Here is a 14,071-nt window from a genome sequence, read left to right as displayed (position 1 = left end):
CATGAACGCCGTTACCCAAACCGAAACCCGCGCCATCGAAACCGCCGTACCGCTGGAAGTGGCCGACCCGACCAAGAACCTGATTTTGGTTTCGCTCTCGCAGTTGCTGCCGCGCCGTTCCAAGCGCAACGCACGCAAGACCCCGCGCCTGTCCATTCCTGAACTGGCCGCGAGCATCGCCCGCATCGGCCTGCTGCAAAATCTCGTCGTCATCCTTGCCGCTGATGGCGAGCAATACGAAGTGGTGGCCGGCGACCGCCGACTGACCGCGTTGAAGCTGCTGGCGAAGAAGAAGCGCATCGCCGCCGACTTTGAGGTGCCTTGCCTGCTGGTGCCGGACGCTTCGGCCCGTACCGTCAGCCTCGCGGAAAACCTGCTGCGCGAGCAGATGCACCCGGCCGACCAGTTCGAGGCGTTCGCCGCACTGGTCAAGGAAGGCCGCCCCATCGAAGACATTGCTGCCGACTTCGGCGTGTCCCCGCTGGTGGTGCAGCGCCGCTTGAAGCTGGCCAACGTCTCACCGCGCCTGCTGGCCGACTACCGGGCCGGAGCCGTCACCCTGGAACAGTTGATGGCCCTGACCATCACCGACGACCACGCCGCGCAGGAAAGCGCGTTCTACGGTGCGCCCGAATGGCAGCGTGGCGCATCCGCGCTGCGCGAACGCCTGACCGAACGCGAAATCGACGCCACGCATCCGCTGGTGCGCTTCGCCGGGCTGGACGCCTACACGGCGGCGGGCGGCGGTATCCGCCGCGACCTGTTCGCGGAAGGCGATGCCGGAACCTACCTGACCGACGCCGCGCTGCTGGAATCGCTGGTGCGTGGCAAGCTGGATGCACTGGCCGGGGACGTGCGCGCCGAGGGTTGGGCGTGGGTGGAAGCCGTGCCGCACATGAGCTATGCCGAGCGGCAGGCGTTCCAGAACGCGCCGCGCCAGCGCCGCGAACCGAACGCCCGCGAAGCCCGCCGCATCGCATCGCTGCAAACCCGCCTCGACAAGATCGACGCCGAACTGGAAGACGCCTACGACGCCGAGGACGAGGACAAGACCGAAGCGCTGGAACCGCGCCGCGAACAGGTCGCCGGGGAACTGCAAGCCGTGGAGGAAGCCTTGCAGGGCTACGCCCCGGACGTGCGCGCCGTGGCCGGTGCCATCGTCACCCTCGACCGCAGCGGCGAAGCCGTGATTCATCGCGGGCTGCTGCGTGAGGCCGAAGCCAAGGCGCTGCGCACGCTGGAACGCTTGCGGCAGGGGTTCGGCAGCGCGGAGGGCGAAGCCGGGAACGACGACGAAGGCGAGGACGCCGAGCAGCCCAAGGCCGCGAGCCTGTCCGACCGGCTGGCGCAGCGCTTGAGCGCGCACCGCACCGCCGCGCTGCAAATCGAAGTCGCCCGGCATCCGCAAGTCGCGCTGGCCGCGCTGGTGCATGGCATGGTGCAGAGCGTCTTGCAGAACAACCACTACGGCCACGACTTGCCGCTGGGCGTGAGCCTGAAAGTGCAAGACCGGCTGGAAGGCATGGCCCCCGACTGGCCCGAATCGCCCGCCGCCGTCGCCCTGCGCGAGTTGCAGCAGGTCGCGGGCGAAGCGCTGCCGCAGGACAGCGCCGAACTGTTCGCCGCGCTGCTGGCGATGGAGCAAGGCGAACTGGTGCGGGTGCTGGCGGTATGCGTGGCGGCGACCGTGGACGTGGTGACGCCTCGCGCCACGGCACACCAGCCGGGCGCGGAACTGGCGCAGGCTGTGGGGCTGGACATGGCCGCATGGTGGCAGCCCACCGCAGACGGGTATTTCCAGCATGTGCCGAAGGCCGCGATTCTGGAAGCCGTGGGCGCGTTCGCACCGTCGCACGCTGCCCGGCTGGCAAAGTTGAAGAAGGCCGACATTGCCAGCGAGGCGGAACGGCTGGCCGATGGTACGGGCTGGATGCCTGCCATCTTCAAGGCCGAAGGCCCGGAAGCTGCGCCGCAGGGAACGCAGGCGCAGGACGCCCCGGAGGATGCCGAGGCAATGGCGGATGAACCCGCCGAGGCGCTGGCTGCTTGACCCGCGCCGAAGGCAAGCGCCCCGGCACTCGACCGGGGCGCTTCGCTTGAAGGAGAAGCCCCCATGACCCGCACCACCACCAACCGCCCGCGCATGGCGGCGACCTATGCGCCCGGCGCAGTACGCGCCCGCCGCTGGCACGGCGAAGGCGACGTGCGCGGCTACCGCCCACCCTCGGGCTGGTCGGCCCGCGCCGACCTCACCGACATTCACCCCATCACGGGCCGCGCCTTGCCGCGTACCGTGTGGTGGATCATCGAAACCAAGGAATAACGAGCGGCCAAAAGCAAAATCGCCACGTCGCCGCCTTCGACCAGGCGGCGACGTGGCGGACGTGCAAGTGCGTTGCACGCGGTACGGCGATCGGCGCCCGCTGGCGCGGGCAAGGTTTCGATGGCGCCCCGCCGCAATGGGCGGGGCTTGTGGGGCTACGCCCCGGCTTGCTGCGGCAGGTTGTGCCAAAGCGTGCCGTCCTCGACGCTGGCGGTTCGCGCCTGTACCTCACGAAGGACGGTTTACCGACACGCCACCCGGCTTCGCTATGGAGCATCCACGCCACGCCTCAACCACGTCGTCGCAATCTGCGGCAAGGAGCGTTCTCGCTCGTCGTTGGGGTATTGGCCTTGCCCGCGTCAGGGCGCAGGCCGGTGAAGCCGTCACGCGGGGATGCCGAGTCGGCCATCTCTCCATTCGGGAGCGGGCGGCCCGTGCGTCCTTGGCTTGTCGTGAATCCTGGCGAGGGAGCGGCTGCGCCTTGGGCTTCATGGCCGCAACCTTGCAGCGAAAACAATTTCCCCTGCGCTGCGCGCATTCCTCGCGGGACAAATTCTTTTCGCTTCCAGGCTCTCCACGGTGTTGCGACCGCTGCGCGGTGCGGCCAGCCCATCCCCCGCCGGCCGGATCACAACAAGGACGCACTGGCGCGACCTTGTTCAACCCGAAAGGAGAAACATCATGGCTAACATCGGCACCTTCACCGCAGAGAAAGACGGCTTCACCGGCCAGCTCCGCACCCTGACCCTGAACGTCAAGGTCAAGCTCATTCCCAACGATAAGGGCGACACCGAGAACGCCCCCGACTTCCGCCTTCAGGCGGCCGGCCACGACATCGGCGCGGCGTGGAAGAAGACCAGCGAAGCCGGGCGGCCCTACGTGTCCGTATCCCTCGACGATCCTTCGTTCCCGGCGACGGTCTATGCCCGCCTGATCGAGAACGAGGAAGGCACGCACGACCTGATCTGGTCGCGCAGCAAGCCCAAGGCGGCCTGACGCCCGCCCACCGCGCCCCGCCCATTGCGGCGGGGCGCCGTGCTGCTGGCGCAGCACGTCACGCACGCGCCTACGGCGTGTCGCGTTCCTTCAACACCGCCTCAAGCTCCTGGCGCACCTGCGCCAGAAGCTGATCGGCCTTGCGCGTGCTGTCGCCGGCATAGGCCAGCGTCAGCAACGTCAACGGATGCACGTCCATGACCTCGCATAGCTCGGTCAGCTTGTGCATGGTCGGGCTTTTCAAGTCGCGCTCCAGCGAACTCATGTAGGTGCGGCTGGACACGTCGGAGAACGCTTCCTGGCTCAAGCCACGCGCTTTCCTGATCGTCCGTATTGCCGTCGCCAATGAGTGTTTCGCTGTCACCAACTTGGTTTCCCCGTAAAAACCAAGATGACAGCCCATTGCACCCAATAGGGCTACAATCTAAAGTGTTCATTCCTGTTGGCCGAACCGCTTTCGTGCTTTTACGGAAATCCGCATGGGCGGATTCCGACAGAATCGGGGAACCGCATCCGTGTCTTTCTTGGCCTGCGTAATTCCGCTTCTGCGTTTCCGTGCATGTACGGATTCGATGGCTTGCGCCTTCGTGATTTCCCGCCAAAGCACGCATCCGCTTCGGCGGTTCCGCGCTTCGGTGGAAAATCGTATCCGTGCATCCTCGGATGCGTGGGGATTCGGGCCATGACCCAGCCGCTTGTCACCGCTGAACAGCGAGCGCAACTGCTCGCCGTTGGCGCGTGCCGCGCCGACGGCCGGAGCATCGACCCGATGCCAGTGCTGCGACTGTTCACCCCTGACGCGCACGCCACCTGGCTGCTGGCCGCACTCGATCCGGCCGATGGCGACACGGCATGGGGGCTGATCGACCTGGGAATAGGCATGCCCGGCCTGGGCTATGTGAAGCTGTCCGATCTGGCGTCCATCGTCGGGCCGCGCAAGCAGCCGGTGATGCGTGATCGCTACTTCCAGCCCGTGCGGCGGCTATCGGAGTACCTGCGGCTGGCCGAAGAAAACGGCTCGATCACCGACTGACCAACCCCCAGCCAACGACAGTGCATTCTGACTATTTCAGTCTTACCCAAGACCTGATTGGTCTGAATCCATACTCTTGCACCGAAGCGGTGCGCTTCTGATGCAAACAGTCATGATCTTTGGTGCGGGCTGCTGCACGGTGCTCCATGCTGCGCGCCATTTTCGTGGCGGCGCAGCCGTCGCATTCAGACGATTTCCGCAATGCCCTGGAGCGAATCAGTCTTGACGCCAGCAGTTACAGCTTATCCCGATTTCGATGACGACTTGATGGCGGCCCGATAGCTCCTGCACGCCGGAATCCGTGGCGACGTTCCTGCTGAATGACAGGAGGCCGCGTCATGGCTGACCCGAGCGCCGAACACTGGTATCCGACCGCCGCGTATCTCTACACGCTGCACCTCGACGGCCCCGCGCTGGCGTGGGAATACCTGCGTCGCCACCCTGACTACCGCCGCGACTGGCTGCGCCGGCGCCGCCGGCCAGAGGCCGCCGCGCGCTGGGGATTGCGCCTGCTGGAAGATCCCGCCCTGGATGCGCGCGACGCGCATCCGGCCTGGTTCCCCGATCACGATGCGGTGGTGCAGCTCTACCCGGACGCCGACCCGCCGCCCGACGCGGTGGCCTTCGCGTTCTGGCGCCTTCCCGGCCAGAAGCACCTGATCCACGACGGCAAGCGCCTGGTGCTGCTGACACGCTGGCCGGGATGCTGCCTGCGGCTGGTGATCGCTCCCGGCCTGGCCGATGGCATGGCCTACGCCTATGCCATCCGCGCCTGCGCCGCATCCTGCGGACGCTATCAGGCGCTGGCGGCCGAACTGGACAAGCTGGCCGCTGCTGGCGATGCAGCGCCAGCGGGAACGGCACGGTCGCGGCCGGCAGCCGCTGCCCTGCTGGAGTTGAACACGCTCCAGGCGCTCGACGGCACCCTCGCGGGTGCGTCCCTGCGCGACGTGGCCGAAGGGCTGTTCGGCGTCGATGCCGTGGCCGACGACTGGTACGCCGACAGCGCCTTGCGCGCCCGCGTTCGCCGGCTGGTACGCCGAGGCGATACGCTGATGCGCGGCGGCTATCGCCGCCTTGCACAGCTTCCGCCGCTCAGGGAGGGACGTTCTGCATCCCCTGCAAAACGTCCCTGAGCAGGAAGCCTTGCTTTCTTGAAAGTGCCTCCATCCGGCCGCGTGGTGTGGCCGGGCTTGATGGAGGTACATCCCATGCGACCCGCTCCCTTGCGGCCTGCCGCCGCTGCTGTCGCTGCGCCCGTGCAGCCCCAACGCTATCTGACCAACGACGAAGCCGCCGAGTACCTGCGGCTGTCGCCGCGCACGCTGGAGAAACAGCGCGTGATCGGCGGCGGCCCGAAGTTCCGCAAGTTCGGCCGCCGCGTCATGTACGCGGTGTCCGACCTCGATGCCTGGGCCGACCAGCGCAGCTACGAGGCCACGTCCGACCCGGAATATGCCGAGCGTCACGCGGGCGACTACCGTGATGGCCGCTGATCGTCGGCTCGCCGGTGGCCATCGTCATGTCCAGCCCATCGCTGCCGCCGGGGCAGCGATCACAGCAGCGGGAACAGCTCGACCTGTTCCGCGCGCTGCCGGGCGACGACATGGCGCCGCGCGACAGCCAGGACTTGATGGCCTTTCCGTTCTTCTCGCTGGCGAAGTCGCGGCGCGTCGCGCCGACCGACTTCCGCAGCGGGAACATCACCATCCGCGTGGAAGGCACGGCCGAGCACGGCATCGCCACGATATGGGATGCCGATGTGTTGATTTGGGCGGCCTCGCAGATCGTGGAGGCGCGCGACGCAGGCATTCGCCCGTCGCGCTTGATACACGCCACGCCCTACGAAATCCTGCGCTTCATCGGGCGCGGCACGTCCCTCAACGACTACCAGCGCCTGAAAGCCGCGCTCGACCGGCTGCAATCGACCAGCGTGGCGACTTCCATCCGCGAAACCACCGGGCGGCGTCTGCACCGCTTTTCGTGGGTGAACGAATGGCGCGAGCTGGCCGACGCCAGCGGCACGCCGCTGGGCATCGAGCTGATCCTGCCGGACTGGTTCTATGCCGGCGTGCTCGACGCCGCCCTGGTGCTGACCATCGACCCGGCCTATTTCCGCTTGAAGGGCGGCATCGAACGCTGGCTGTACCGCCTGGTGCGCAAGCACGGCGGGCGGCAGGAACACGGCTGGCAATTCGACTTCCGGCACCTGCACCGCAAGTCCGGCAGCACGGCGCGCTTCTCGGATTTCGCCTACGACCTGCGCGTGCTGGTCGCGCGGCAGTCGCTGCCCGGCTACGTCCTGGGCATCGAGCCGATGCCGGGCGAAAGGCTGGAACTGCTGACCTTCCGGCCCGTGCCGTCCACGGCACGGGGATAACTGCGGGAAAAGGTGTGGACGGCCTCGTGCTATCAGGAGTACCGGGTATCGTGCTATCGGGAGTACGACCCTCGTGCTATCAGGAGTACGAAAACGCCGCAAAGCCAGTAACGGCGAGGGTTTGCGTCCCCTCTAACTTACCTAACTATAAATCTCTAACTTTTAGTAGAAGCGCGCCGTTTCGGTGGACAACCGCGAAACGGCACGGCCAGGCCGGCTTTCCAGCAGGGAGGGCCGCGCCATGATCTTCGCGTTTCTCAACCAGAAAGGCGGCGTCGGCAAGACCACGCTCGCCACCCACATCGCGGGCGAGCTGGCGATGCGCGGCCTGCACGTCATCCTGCTGGATGCCGACCCGCAGGGTTCCTCGCTGGACTGGACGCAGCGCAGAAGCCAGCAAGGCTTGCCACGGCTATTCAGCGCCGTGGGCCTTGCCCGCGAAACGCTGCATCAGGAAGCGCCGGAGCTGGCCCGTCGCGCCGATCACGTCATCATCGACGGCCCGCCACGCATCGCCGCCCTGGCGCGTTCCGCGCTGCTGGCGGCCGAGCGCGTGCTGATTCCCGTGCAGCCCAGCCCGTATGACCTGTGGGCCAGCGCCGAGATGGTGGCGCTGATCCGCGAGGCACAGGTGTTCCGGCCTGCGCTGCGCGCGGCCTTCGTCATCAATCGGCGCGTCAGCACCACCATCATCGGCCGGGAAGCGCGGCAATCGCTGGCCGAACAGCCGCTGCCGGCGCTGCGCAGCGAAGTGCGCCAGCGCATCGTCTTCGCCGACAGCGTGGCCGCTGGCCGGCTCGCCCGCGAGACGGCGCCCGAAAGCGCCGCCGCACGCGAGATCGCCGTGCTCACCGATGAACTGCTGCGGTGGCCCACATGAGCAGCCCGCGCAGCAAGCGCGTCGGCATCGGCGCGCGTCCGCCCGCGAATCCGCACGCCGAGGCGTGGATTCGCCAGGGCGATGCCGATGCGCTCAACAAGGGCGACCTCTACACGGCCCGCCTGACCCTCGACGTGACGCCCGCGATGCGCGCTCGCATCAAGATCGCCGCCTTCGGCCAAGGCGTGACCGTGGCCGATCTGCTGCGCGGACTGCTGGAGCGCGAGTTTCCAGAACACCGCAGGGAGAACACGCCATGACTGCATCCGCTTCGCCTGTCGCTGGCGCGGCAACGGCTGCACCGGCTGCTGCTGCGCCGCCTTCGCTTTCGACGCTTGCCGGCCAGGCTGGCAGCGTGCCGCTGACTCGCGTATCGCTCGCCTACATCGAACCGCGCTTCAAGCTCTACCTGCGTTTCGGCGAACCGGCGCGCACGCTGCGACTCGACCGCTGGCGGCGCTGCGCGGTGTTCCTGCCGCGTGCAATGTTCTGCCGCGTGCGCTGGGAGGCAAACGACTACGGCACGATCCGCTGGCAGCTCATGGTGATGCAAGCCGCCACGCCGCTGGACGACATGCAGCGCATCCCCGGCGTGCGGCCGGGCGCACGCCTGCTGCTGCACGCCGAAGGCGAAAACGCGGTGCGTGCCGTGCTGGAACGCATCGACGGCATCGAAGGGCAAGGCATCGCCGCCATCGACGTGTCGCCCGCGTACTGGCGCACGCTGGGCAACCGTCTGGCGGCCCGCCTGGCGCTGCCCGAATACACCGCCGAGCGGCACGCCGCCTGGCTGGCCGGAAGGGCGCTGCCATGACGACTCAATCCACCACCGCGCGCACGCCCGAAGCCGCGCCGCATCCTCGCTCGCGCCTGCGCGTTCGCATCGTGCTGGCGGGCTTCGCCGCCGTCGGCCTCGCTGCGCTGGCCTGGGCGGCTTTCGTGTCGCCGCTGCCGCGTCTGACCTACAACCCGTCCGACAGCGTGGCGGTCGGCTGGTATCGCATCGAACCGTTCGACCCGCGCACCGCCTCGCTGCCACGTCCGCTGTCCGTGGACAGCATCGTGCTGGTGCCGCTGCCCGACAGGGCCGCCATGCTGGCTGCGCAGCGCGGCTACCTGCCGACGCGCGTTCCGCTGCTCAAACGTGTGGGCGCGGTCGCGCCGCAACACGTTTGCATCGTCGCCGGGCAGGTACGCATCGACGGCGTGCCTGCGGCCGCCGCGCTGCCTGCCGACCGGCTGGGCCGGCCGCTGCCATCCTTGCAGCTTTGCCGCCGCCTCGAACCGGGCGAGCTGTTCCTGTTGAGCGTGACCAATCCGGCGTCGTTCGACAGCCGCTATTTCGGCCCGGTCAGCGCATCAGCCGTGATCGGCGTCGCGCATCCGGTCTGGCTGGAGACACGCCCATGATGGCCGTCGATTCGCTGCACGTTGCCGTGCCTCTCATCGTGCCATCGGGCATGTCGTTCCAGTGGCTGCCGCCGTGTCGTCGCGCGTGCAGCGCGGGCGCATTCGCGCCGCGCCTCGCGCAACATCCGGCGCAGCCGTCCAGCGTGCAGGCGTCTTGCCTCGAACGCGCCCGGCCTGCGGCCATTGGCGCGTTCGCCGGCGGGCTGGCTGCGAGCAGCGCAGCGCCGCCGGGCCGCCGACGCCCGGAGCGACAGCGAGGGGCAAAGGCGGAAGGCAAGACAAAAGGGTTCGGCACTCTGCCGCCCGCAAAGCCAGTCTGCACGTGGGGGTGGCGCGGCACGGCGCGGCTTCGCCGCCGTGCCGCGTGGGGCGCGAGGCACGCGCCGATGCAGGCATGTCCGCGTGCTTCGCACGCTCGGACACGCCGGAGCTTGCAGGGAGCACAGCCATGACCGACCGCGGCGACCATGATTTCTGGGTGCGCCCTGGCGCGCCGAAGAACCGAGGCAAAGGCCAGGGCCAGAGCTTCGTTTCCAAGGTGCTCAAGCAGGCTGGCAAGGCCAGCGGCGGCAAGTCGGCGGTGCGCCGTCCTACCGCTGGCGGGAGCGGCCAGCACGCCGGCCAGCGGCCCGGCTCACGGCTTGGACGCGGCCATACGGCGGCGCGCTTCGCAGGCGCAAAGCTGACCCCTATGTCACGGCGCGTGACCATCAAGACGCTGCTGGTCAACCAGCGCAACGCCAGTCCGCAGTCGCTCGCCAAGCACCTGCGCTACATCGAGCGCGACGGTGCCGGCCGGAACGGCGAGCCGGGCCGTGCCTACGGGCCGCAGACCGACGAAGCCGACCTCGATGCCTTCAAGGAACGCTGCCAGGACGACCGACATCATTTCCGCTTCATCGTCTCACCTGAAGACAGTGCGGAGCTGGACGACCTGCGCACCTACACCCGGCACCTGATGAACCGGATGGAGGCCGACCTGGGGACGCGGCTGGATTGGGTGGCGGTCGATCACTGGAACACCGACAACCCGCACACGCACCTGATCGTGCGCGGACGCGACGATACCGGCAAAGACCTCATCATCGCGGGCGACTACATCGCCCACGGCTTCCGCCATCGCGCCGCCGAGCTGGCGACGGAATGGCTGGGGCCGCGCACCGAACTGGAGATCCAGCAGACCTTGCAGCGCGAGGTGGAGCAAGAGCGGTGGACGAGCCTCGACCGCACGTTGCAGCGCGAGGCCGGCGAGGATGGCCGGGTGCAGATCGAACGCTTCAACGAACCCCGGCTGCAACGCCAGCGCCTGCTGCTGATCGGCCGCCTGCAACACTTGCAGCGCCTGGGCCTGGCCGACGAGGTGCAGCCCGGCACCTGGGCCGTCCATGCGGACGCGGAGAAGACCTTGCGTGCCCTGGGCGAGCGTGGCGACATCATCCGAACGATGCAGCGGGCCATGAGCGGCAAGCCTCGCGAGCTGGCGGTGTTCGAGCCGGGCGACGACGGCCGCACTATCGTCGGTCGCGTGGCTGCTAAGGGTCTGGCCGACGAGCTGCACGACCGCGGCTATCTGGTCATCGACGGGTTGGACGGCAAAGCCCACTACGTCGCGTTGGACGCCCGCGACGAGCTGGCGAACTATCCCATCGGCGCGGTGGTGGAGGTACGCGGTTCCGCCGAGGTGCGGGCGGCCGACAAGAACATCGCCACGCTGGCGAGCAATGGCCTGTACCGCACCGATCACCACCTGGCGATCGAGCAAGGCCGAGCCAAGCCCGGCCGCGACCCGCAAGAGGCTGTGGCGGCCCATATCCGCCGGCTGGAAGCCCTACGGCGGGCCGGCATCGTGGAGCGCGTGGCCGAGGGGTTATGGAAGGTGCCGGACGACTTGGCCGAGCGTGGCCGCCAGTACGACGCGCAGCGGCTGGGCGGCGTGGCGGTCGAACTGAAATCGCATCTGCCGATTGAACGGCAGGCCCGCGTCATCGGCGCGACCTGGCTGGATCAGCAGTTGATCGGCGGCGGCAAGGGACTGGGCGACCTGGGCTTTGGCGGCGATGCTAGGCAAGCCTTGCAGCAGCGCGCCGACTTCCTCGAAGAACAGGGGCTGGCCCAGCGGCGCGGGCAGCGGCTGATTCTCTCCCGGAATCTGCTGGAAACGCTGCGCAATCGGGAGCTGGCGCAGGCCGCCCAGCACATTGCCGCCGATAGCGGATTGGAGCATCGGCACGTCACAGACGGGCAGCGCGTAGCCGGCATCTACCGGCGCTCGGTCATGCTCGCCAGCGGTCGCTATGCGCTGCTCGATGACGGCATGGGATTCAGTCTGGTGCCTTGGCGGCCGATAATCGAGCCACGACTGGGGCAGCAGATCGCCGCGACTGTACGCGGCGGCGGTGTGTCATGGGAGGTTGGACGGCAAAGAGGTCCTGGGATTGGATCGGGGCCGTAGGCTGTCGTACCGAGTTAAGGTGTCGAGCAGCGTTTTGGCCCTAGCTTCTGTGCTCCGTTAAGACGACTAGTCTGTGCTTATCGACGACGCTGTGGGTGCATGGTTGCTTGCCAATTCCGGTGCAACTCGCAAACGCGCTGCCCCGACCTGAACTGCCCATTCAACGATCTGCCCGGCCAATATATCCGTGGCGACACCGAACGCGCTCACCACATCGGCCTCTCGCTTGCTGCCTGTGGCTTGGATTGCTTCGAAGCGTCTACTGGCAATAGCAGTCCGTTTGGCCGGATCGACCAGTTGCACATCGAGCCGAACCGCGGCGATCGCTTCAGTGCCGCGGTATTCGAGCTGGAACGCCCGCAGCGTACTGCGCAACTCCATATCGGCGCTCATTGGGGTGCTATCGGTAATCACGGAAGTCGACCGCCCATCGCGCATGAAGGCTTCGACGATTCGGTCACGCAGCAGCACCGGTGCGGGGTCGGCCCAACGCACTCCTTGCCAAGCCGACAAGCGACCATCGGGCTGCGCAATGAACAGCCGCTCCGAATCCAGGACGCGACTACTCTCAGGGGCGTAGACGCGCAGCGCCCCGGGTCCCGGAACGGCGCGCGGCGTACTCTCCGCCTGGGCGATGTGATAGTCGGGCAATTTGTAGGTGACCATTGGAGCTGCTTTGGGAAGCACACTGCACGCGGACAAGCCGAGTACTAGCGTCATAGTCACGGCAGCGACGGGAATCATCCTGGCGGAAGTGTTCACGGCTTGGTTTCCTCAATGTTCTCTCCACCGAGCAGGTATTGCGCCGGATTGCGATCCAGTCGGCGCAGCACGGTGTTTAGATTGGCCAGCGCCTGCTGGAGTTCGTGCATGGCAGGACCTGTGGCGGCCAAGCCCTGGTTCAGCGATTCCTGATTGTTTTGCAGTAGCGTCTCAACCCTGAAAGCGGCGCGTTCGAGGGATGCCGTTGCATCACGCGTGTTCACCATGATTTGCTTACCATCGTTATTTAGTAGCAGGTTGGCATCGCGAAGAGTGCTATTTGCTTGGCGCACGGCAGCTGTCGATTCTCTGCTTGCTTCGGTCAGATTGCTGATTAACGTCGCGATCTCGGCCCTCTGGTCAGCGACCGCGCCCGTGGTCTGTTCAAGATTCACCAGACTGCGGTGCACAAGAGCCAAATTCTCCTTCGACAGTAACTCCTGCGTGCGCAGCAAGATGCCGTTGAGTGTCGTCATGCTGTTCCCCTCACCGGAGACCAGGGATGCCATCGCCGAACGTGGTGCGAGGATCAACGGTTCCTCGTCCTCTCTCCGATCCAGCAATGGCACGTTTGGCCCACCGTCGCTCAACTCGATCACCGCGTTGCCGGTAATTCCCGTGATGACCAATTCAGCGCGGGTATCCTGCCGGACCGGGATGGTGGCATTGATGCGTACGCGCGCTATCGCCCGCCTTGGGTCTCGCGGTGAAAGAGAAAGTGCAACGACTTCGCCAATCGTGATTCCGCTGTACTGAACCTGGCTGCCGGGCGTAAGCCCGGTCACTGGCTCATCGAACATAATCCGGTAATACTGGTAATCGTGGTCGGAACGTGTGTCGCTGAGCCAAAGCGCGAAGCCAATACCAATCGCACCGAGCAGCACGACGAACAGACCAATGAATACATGATGGGCACGTGGTTCCATGATCAGACCACCTCGTTCTCAGAGTTTAAATATTGCGTGCGCCCAGCCCAATGCGTGCGCGACGGAAGAATGATGCAGATGCGGAGGGGTTTCATGGCTGCGTCTCTTGGCTGGAAGCACCAGTGGCCTGTGCGGCCGCACGGCCACGGGGGCCGTGAAAGTATTCCTGTATCCACGGGTGCTTGAAGCGCTCGACTGCCTCGATGCCGTCGTTGATGAGTACCTTCTGGTTCGCCAGGACCGCGACACGGTCGCATATGGTGTACAGCGTATCGAGGTCGTGGGTTACCAGAAACACCGTGAGGCCCAGTGCATTGCGCAGGGTCAGAATCAATTGGTCGAAAGATGCAGCCCCGATTGGATCCAGTCCTGCGGTGGGTTCGTCAAGAAACAGGATGTTCGCATCAAGCGCCAAGGCTCTCGCCAGTGCTGCTCGTTTCACCATGCCTCCGGACAACGAGGCCGGATACTTGTCTCCCGCTCCGGCAGGCAACCCCACCAAGCCCAGCTTGCTTCTTGCCAAACGCTCGGCAAGAGGCCGCGCCAGACCGACATGCTCGATCAAAGGAAGAGCGACGTTCTCCAAGACGGTCAGCGATGAATACAACGCGCCCTTCTGGAACAGAATGCCGAACCTTCGCTCCATACGCGCGCGCGCAAGCCATTGGGCTCGCAGTAGGTCGCGCCCCCCGATACGGACCACGCCCGAATGCGGCTTCTGCAGCCCGACGACGCTACGCAAGAGCACGGATTTCCCGGTGCCTGACCCTCCCACCACGCCAAGGATTTCCCCGCGCCGCACGTCCAGGTCTAGGTCCTGATGGACCTGCTGGGTTCCAAACCTGTTGTCCAGGCCGCGCACTTCAATAGCGTGTCGCACACCGTTGTCGGTGTCTTGCTTCACCGCGC

The 14,071-nt window shown here is 66.5% G+C and carries 16 protein-coding genes; 12 read left to right on the top strand and 4 right to left on the bottom strand.

The window, feature by feature from the left end; genetic code table 11:
• The first annotated feature begins 1 nt into the window (after position 1).
• The 3 genes from ACVCAM_RS14360 (at position 2) to ACVCAM_RS14350 (ending at position 3,319) form a co-directional block, all read left to right on the top strand.
• Entirely contained in the window at positions 2-2,050 is a 2,049-nt protein-coding gene (locus ACVCAM_RS14360) for a ParB/RepB/Spo0J family partition protein (protein ID WP_058172882.1), read from the top strand.
• Between the two features lie 63 nt (positions 2,051-2,113).
• Complete coding sequence (locus tag ACVCAM_RS14355; protein ID WP_058172883.1) at positions 2,114-2,323, top strand: hypothetical protein; 210 nt, start codon at positions 2,114-2,116, stop codon at positions 2,321-2,323.
• 681 nt (positions 2,324-3,004) lie between these two features.
• Positions 3,005-3,319, top strand: coding sequence for a DUF736 domain-containing protein (locus tag ACVCAM_RS14350; RefSeq protein WP_058172884.1), 315 nt, complete (start codon positions 3,005-3,007; stop codon positions 3,317-3,319).
• A 70-nt stretch (positions 3,320-3,389) separates the two neighbouring features.
• Here ACVCAM_RS14350 and ACVCAM_RS14345 read toward each other — a convergent pair whose 3' ends face one another.
• A complete protein-coding gene (locus tag ACVCAM_RS14345) occupies positions 3,390-3,722 on the bottom strand; it encodes a helix-turn-helix domain-containing protein (protein ID WP_227634364.1) in 333 nt (110 codons plus the stop codon).
• Between the two features lie 279 nt (positions 3,723-4,001).
• Between ACVCAM_RS14345 and ACVCAM_RS14340 the strand changes: the two genes are divergently transcribed.
• From ACVCAM_RS14340 to ACVCAM_RS14300, 9 genes are all read left to right on the top strand, one after another.
• Positions 4,002-4,352: a DUF2958 domain-containing protein gene (locus ACVCAM_RS14340; protein WP_049583889.1), complete on the top strand. Its 351-nt coding sequence runs from the start codon at positions 4,002-4,004 to the stop codon at positions 4,350-4,352.
• Positions 4,353-4,690: 338 nt separating this feature from the next.
• A complete protein-coding gene (locus tag ACVCAM_RS14335) occupies positions 4,691-5,488 on the top strand; it encodes a DUF2285 domain-containing protein (RefSeq protein ID WP_058172885.1) in 798 nt (265 codons plus the stop codon).
• 75 nt (positions 5,489-5,563) lie between these two features.
• Entirely contained in the window at positions 5,564-5,848 is a 285-nt protein-coding gene (locus ACVCAM_RS14330) for a helix-turn-helix transcriptional regulator (RefSeq protein ID WP_011657225.1), read from the top strand.
• A 26-nt stretch (positions 5,849-5,874) separates the two neighbouring features.
• Complete coding sequence (locus ACVCAM_RS14325; protein ID WP_447093615.1) at positions 5,875-6,732, top strand: replication initiator protein A; 858 nt, start codon at positions 5,875-5,877, stop codon at positions 6,730-6,732.
• Positions 6,733-6,973: 241 nt separating this feature from the next.
• A complete protein-coding gene (parA, locus tag ACVCAM_RS14320) occupies positions 6,974-7,612 on the top strand; it encodes a ParA family partition ATPase (RefSeq protein WP_054471175.1) in 639 nt (212 codons plus the stop codon).
• Complete coding sequence (locus ACVCAM_RS14315; protein ID WP_058172887.1) at positions 7,609-7,872, top strand: hypothetical protein; 264 nt, start codon at positions 7,609-7,611, stop codon at positions 7,870-7,872. The genes parA and ACVCAM_RS14315 overlap by 4 nt, the downstream gene beginning before the upstream one ends.
• A complete protein-coding gene (locus tag ACVCAM_RS14310) occupies positions 7,869-8,426 on the top strand; it encodes a DUF2840 domain-containing protein (RefSeq protein WP_058172888.1) in 558 nt (185 codons plus the stop codon). Before ACVCAM_RS14315 ends, ACVCAM_RS14310 begins: the two co-directional genes overlap by 4 nt.
• A complete protein-coding gene (locus ACVCAM_RS14305; RefSeq protein WP_058172889.1) occupies positions 8,423-9,022 on the top strand; it encodes a S26 family signal peptidase in 600 nt (199 codons plus the stop codon). The genes ACVCAM_RS14310 and ACVCAM_RS14305 overlap by 4 nt, the downstream gene beginning before the upstream one ends.
• Positions 9,023-9,470: 448 nt before the next feature.
• On the top strand, positions 9,471-11,474 hold the full coding sequence (locus ACVCAM_RS14300; RefSeq protein ID WP_000132148.1) for a relaxase/mobilization nuclease domain-containing protein: 2,004 nt from the start codon (positions 9,471-9,473) through the stop codon (positions 11,472-11,474).
• A gap of 66 nt (positions 11,475-11,540) precedes the next feature.
• Here the strand turns inward: ACVCAM_RS14300 and ACVCAM_RS14295 are convergent, their stop codons facing one another.
• From ACVCAM_RS14295 to ACVCAM_RS14285, 3 genes are all read right to left on the bottom strand, one after another.
• Positions 11,541-12,140: an ABC-type transport auxiliary lipoprotein family protein gene (locus tag ACVCAM_RS14295; protein ID WP_003124411.1), complete on the bottom strand. Its 600-nt coding sequence runs from the start codon at positions 12,138-12,140 to the stop codon at positions 11,541-11,543.
• Between the two features lie 92 nt (positions 12,141-12,232).
• On the bottom strand, positions 12,233-13,162 hold the full coding sequence (locus tag ACVCAM_RS14290) for an MlaD family protein (protein WP_000433686.1): 930 nt from the start codon (positions 13,160-13,162) through the stop codon (positions 12,233-12,235).
• Positions 13,163-13,253: 91 nt separating this feature from the next.
• Entirely contained in the window at positions 13,254-14,066 is an 813-nt protein-coding gene (locus ACVCAM_RS14285) for an ABC transporter ATP-binding protein (protein ID WP_024944155.1), read from the bottom strand.
• Positions 14,067-14,071: the final 5 nt, after the last annotated feature.

The organism is Enterobacter sp. CFEC122 (genome assembly GCF_052983755.1).
The sequence above is the reverse complement of the archived record's forward strand: the minus strand, read 5'-3'. Positions and strand labels throughout refer to the sequence as shown.

Coding starts and splice junctions, on each gene's coding strand:
- ACVCAM_RS14360 (WP_058172882.1), top strand. CDS start 2: ATGAACGCCGTTACCCAAACCGAAACCCGCGCCATCGAAACCGCCGTA.
- ACVCAM_RS14355 (WP_058172883.1), top strand. CDS start 2,114: ATGACCCGCACCACCACCAACCGCCCGCGCATGGCGGCGACCTATGCG.
- ACVCAM_RS14350 (WP_058172884.1), top strand. CDS start 3,005: ATGGCTAACATCGGCACCTTCACCGCAGAGAAAGACGGCTTCACCGGC.
- ACVCAM_RS14345 (WP_227634364.1), bottom strand. CDS start 3,722: ATGGGCTGTCATCTTGGTTTTTACGGGGAAACCAAGTTGGTGACAGCG.
- ACVCAM_RS14340 (WP_049583889.1), top strand. CDS start 4,002: ATGACCCAGCCGCTTGTCACCGCTGAACAGCGAGCGCAACTGCTCGCC.
- ACVCAM_RS14335 (WP_058172885.1), top strand. CDS start 4,691: ATGGCTGACCCGAGCGCCGAACACTGGTATCCGACCGCCGCGTATCTC.
- ACVCAM_RS14330 (WP_011657225.1), top strand. CDS start 5,564: ATGCGACCCGCTCCCTTGCGGCCTGCCGCCGCTGCTGTCGCTGCGCCC.
- ACVCAM_RS14325 (WP_447093615.1), top strand. CDS start 5,875: ATGTCCAGCCCATCGCTGCCGCCGGGGCAGCGATCACAGCAGCGGGAA.
- parA (WP_054471175.1), top strand. CDS start 6,974: ATGATCTTCGCGTTTCTCAACCAGAAAGGCGGCGTCGGCAAGACCACG.
- ACVCAM_RS14315 (WP_058172887.1), top strand. CDS start 7,609: ATGAGCAGCCCGCGCAGCAAGCGCGTCGGCATCGGCGCGCGTCCGCCC.
- ACVCAM_RS14310 (WP_058172888.1), top strand. CDS start 7,869: ATGACTGCATCCGCTTCGCCTGTCGCTGGCGCGGCAACGGCTGCACCG.
- ACVCAM_RS14305 (WP_058172889.1), top strand. CDS start 8,423: ATGACGACTCAATCCACCACCGCGCGCACGCCCGAAGCCGCGCCGCAT.
- ACVCAM_RS14300 (WP_000132148.1), top strand. CDS start 9,471: ATGACCGACCGCGGCGACCATGATTTCTGGGTGCGCCCTGGCGCGCCG.
- ACVCAM_RS14295 (WP_003124411.1), bottom strand. CDS start 12,140: ATGGTCACCTACAAATTGCCCGACTATCACATCGCCCAGGCGGAGAGT.
- ACVCAM_RS14290 (WP_000433686.1), bottom strand. CDS start 13,162: ATGGAACCACGTGCCCATCATGTATTCATTGGTCTGTTCGTCGTGCTG.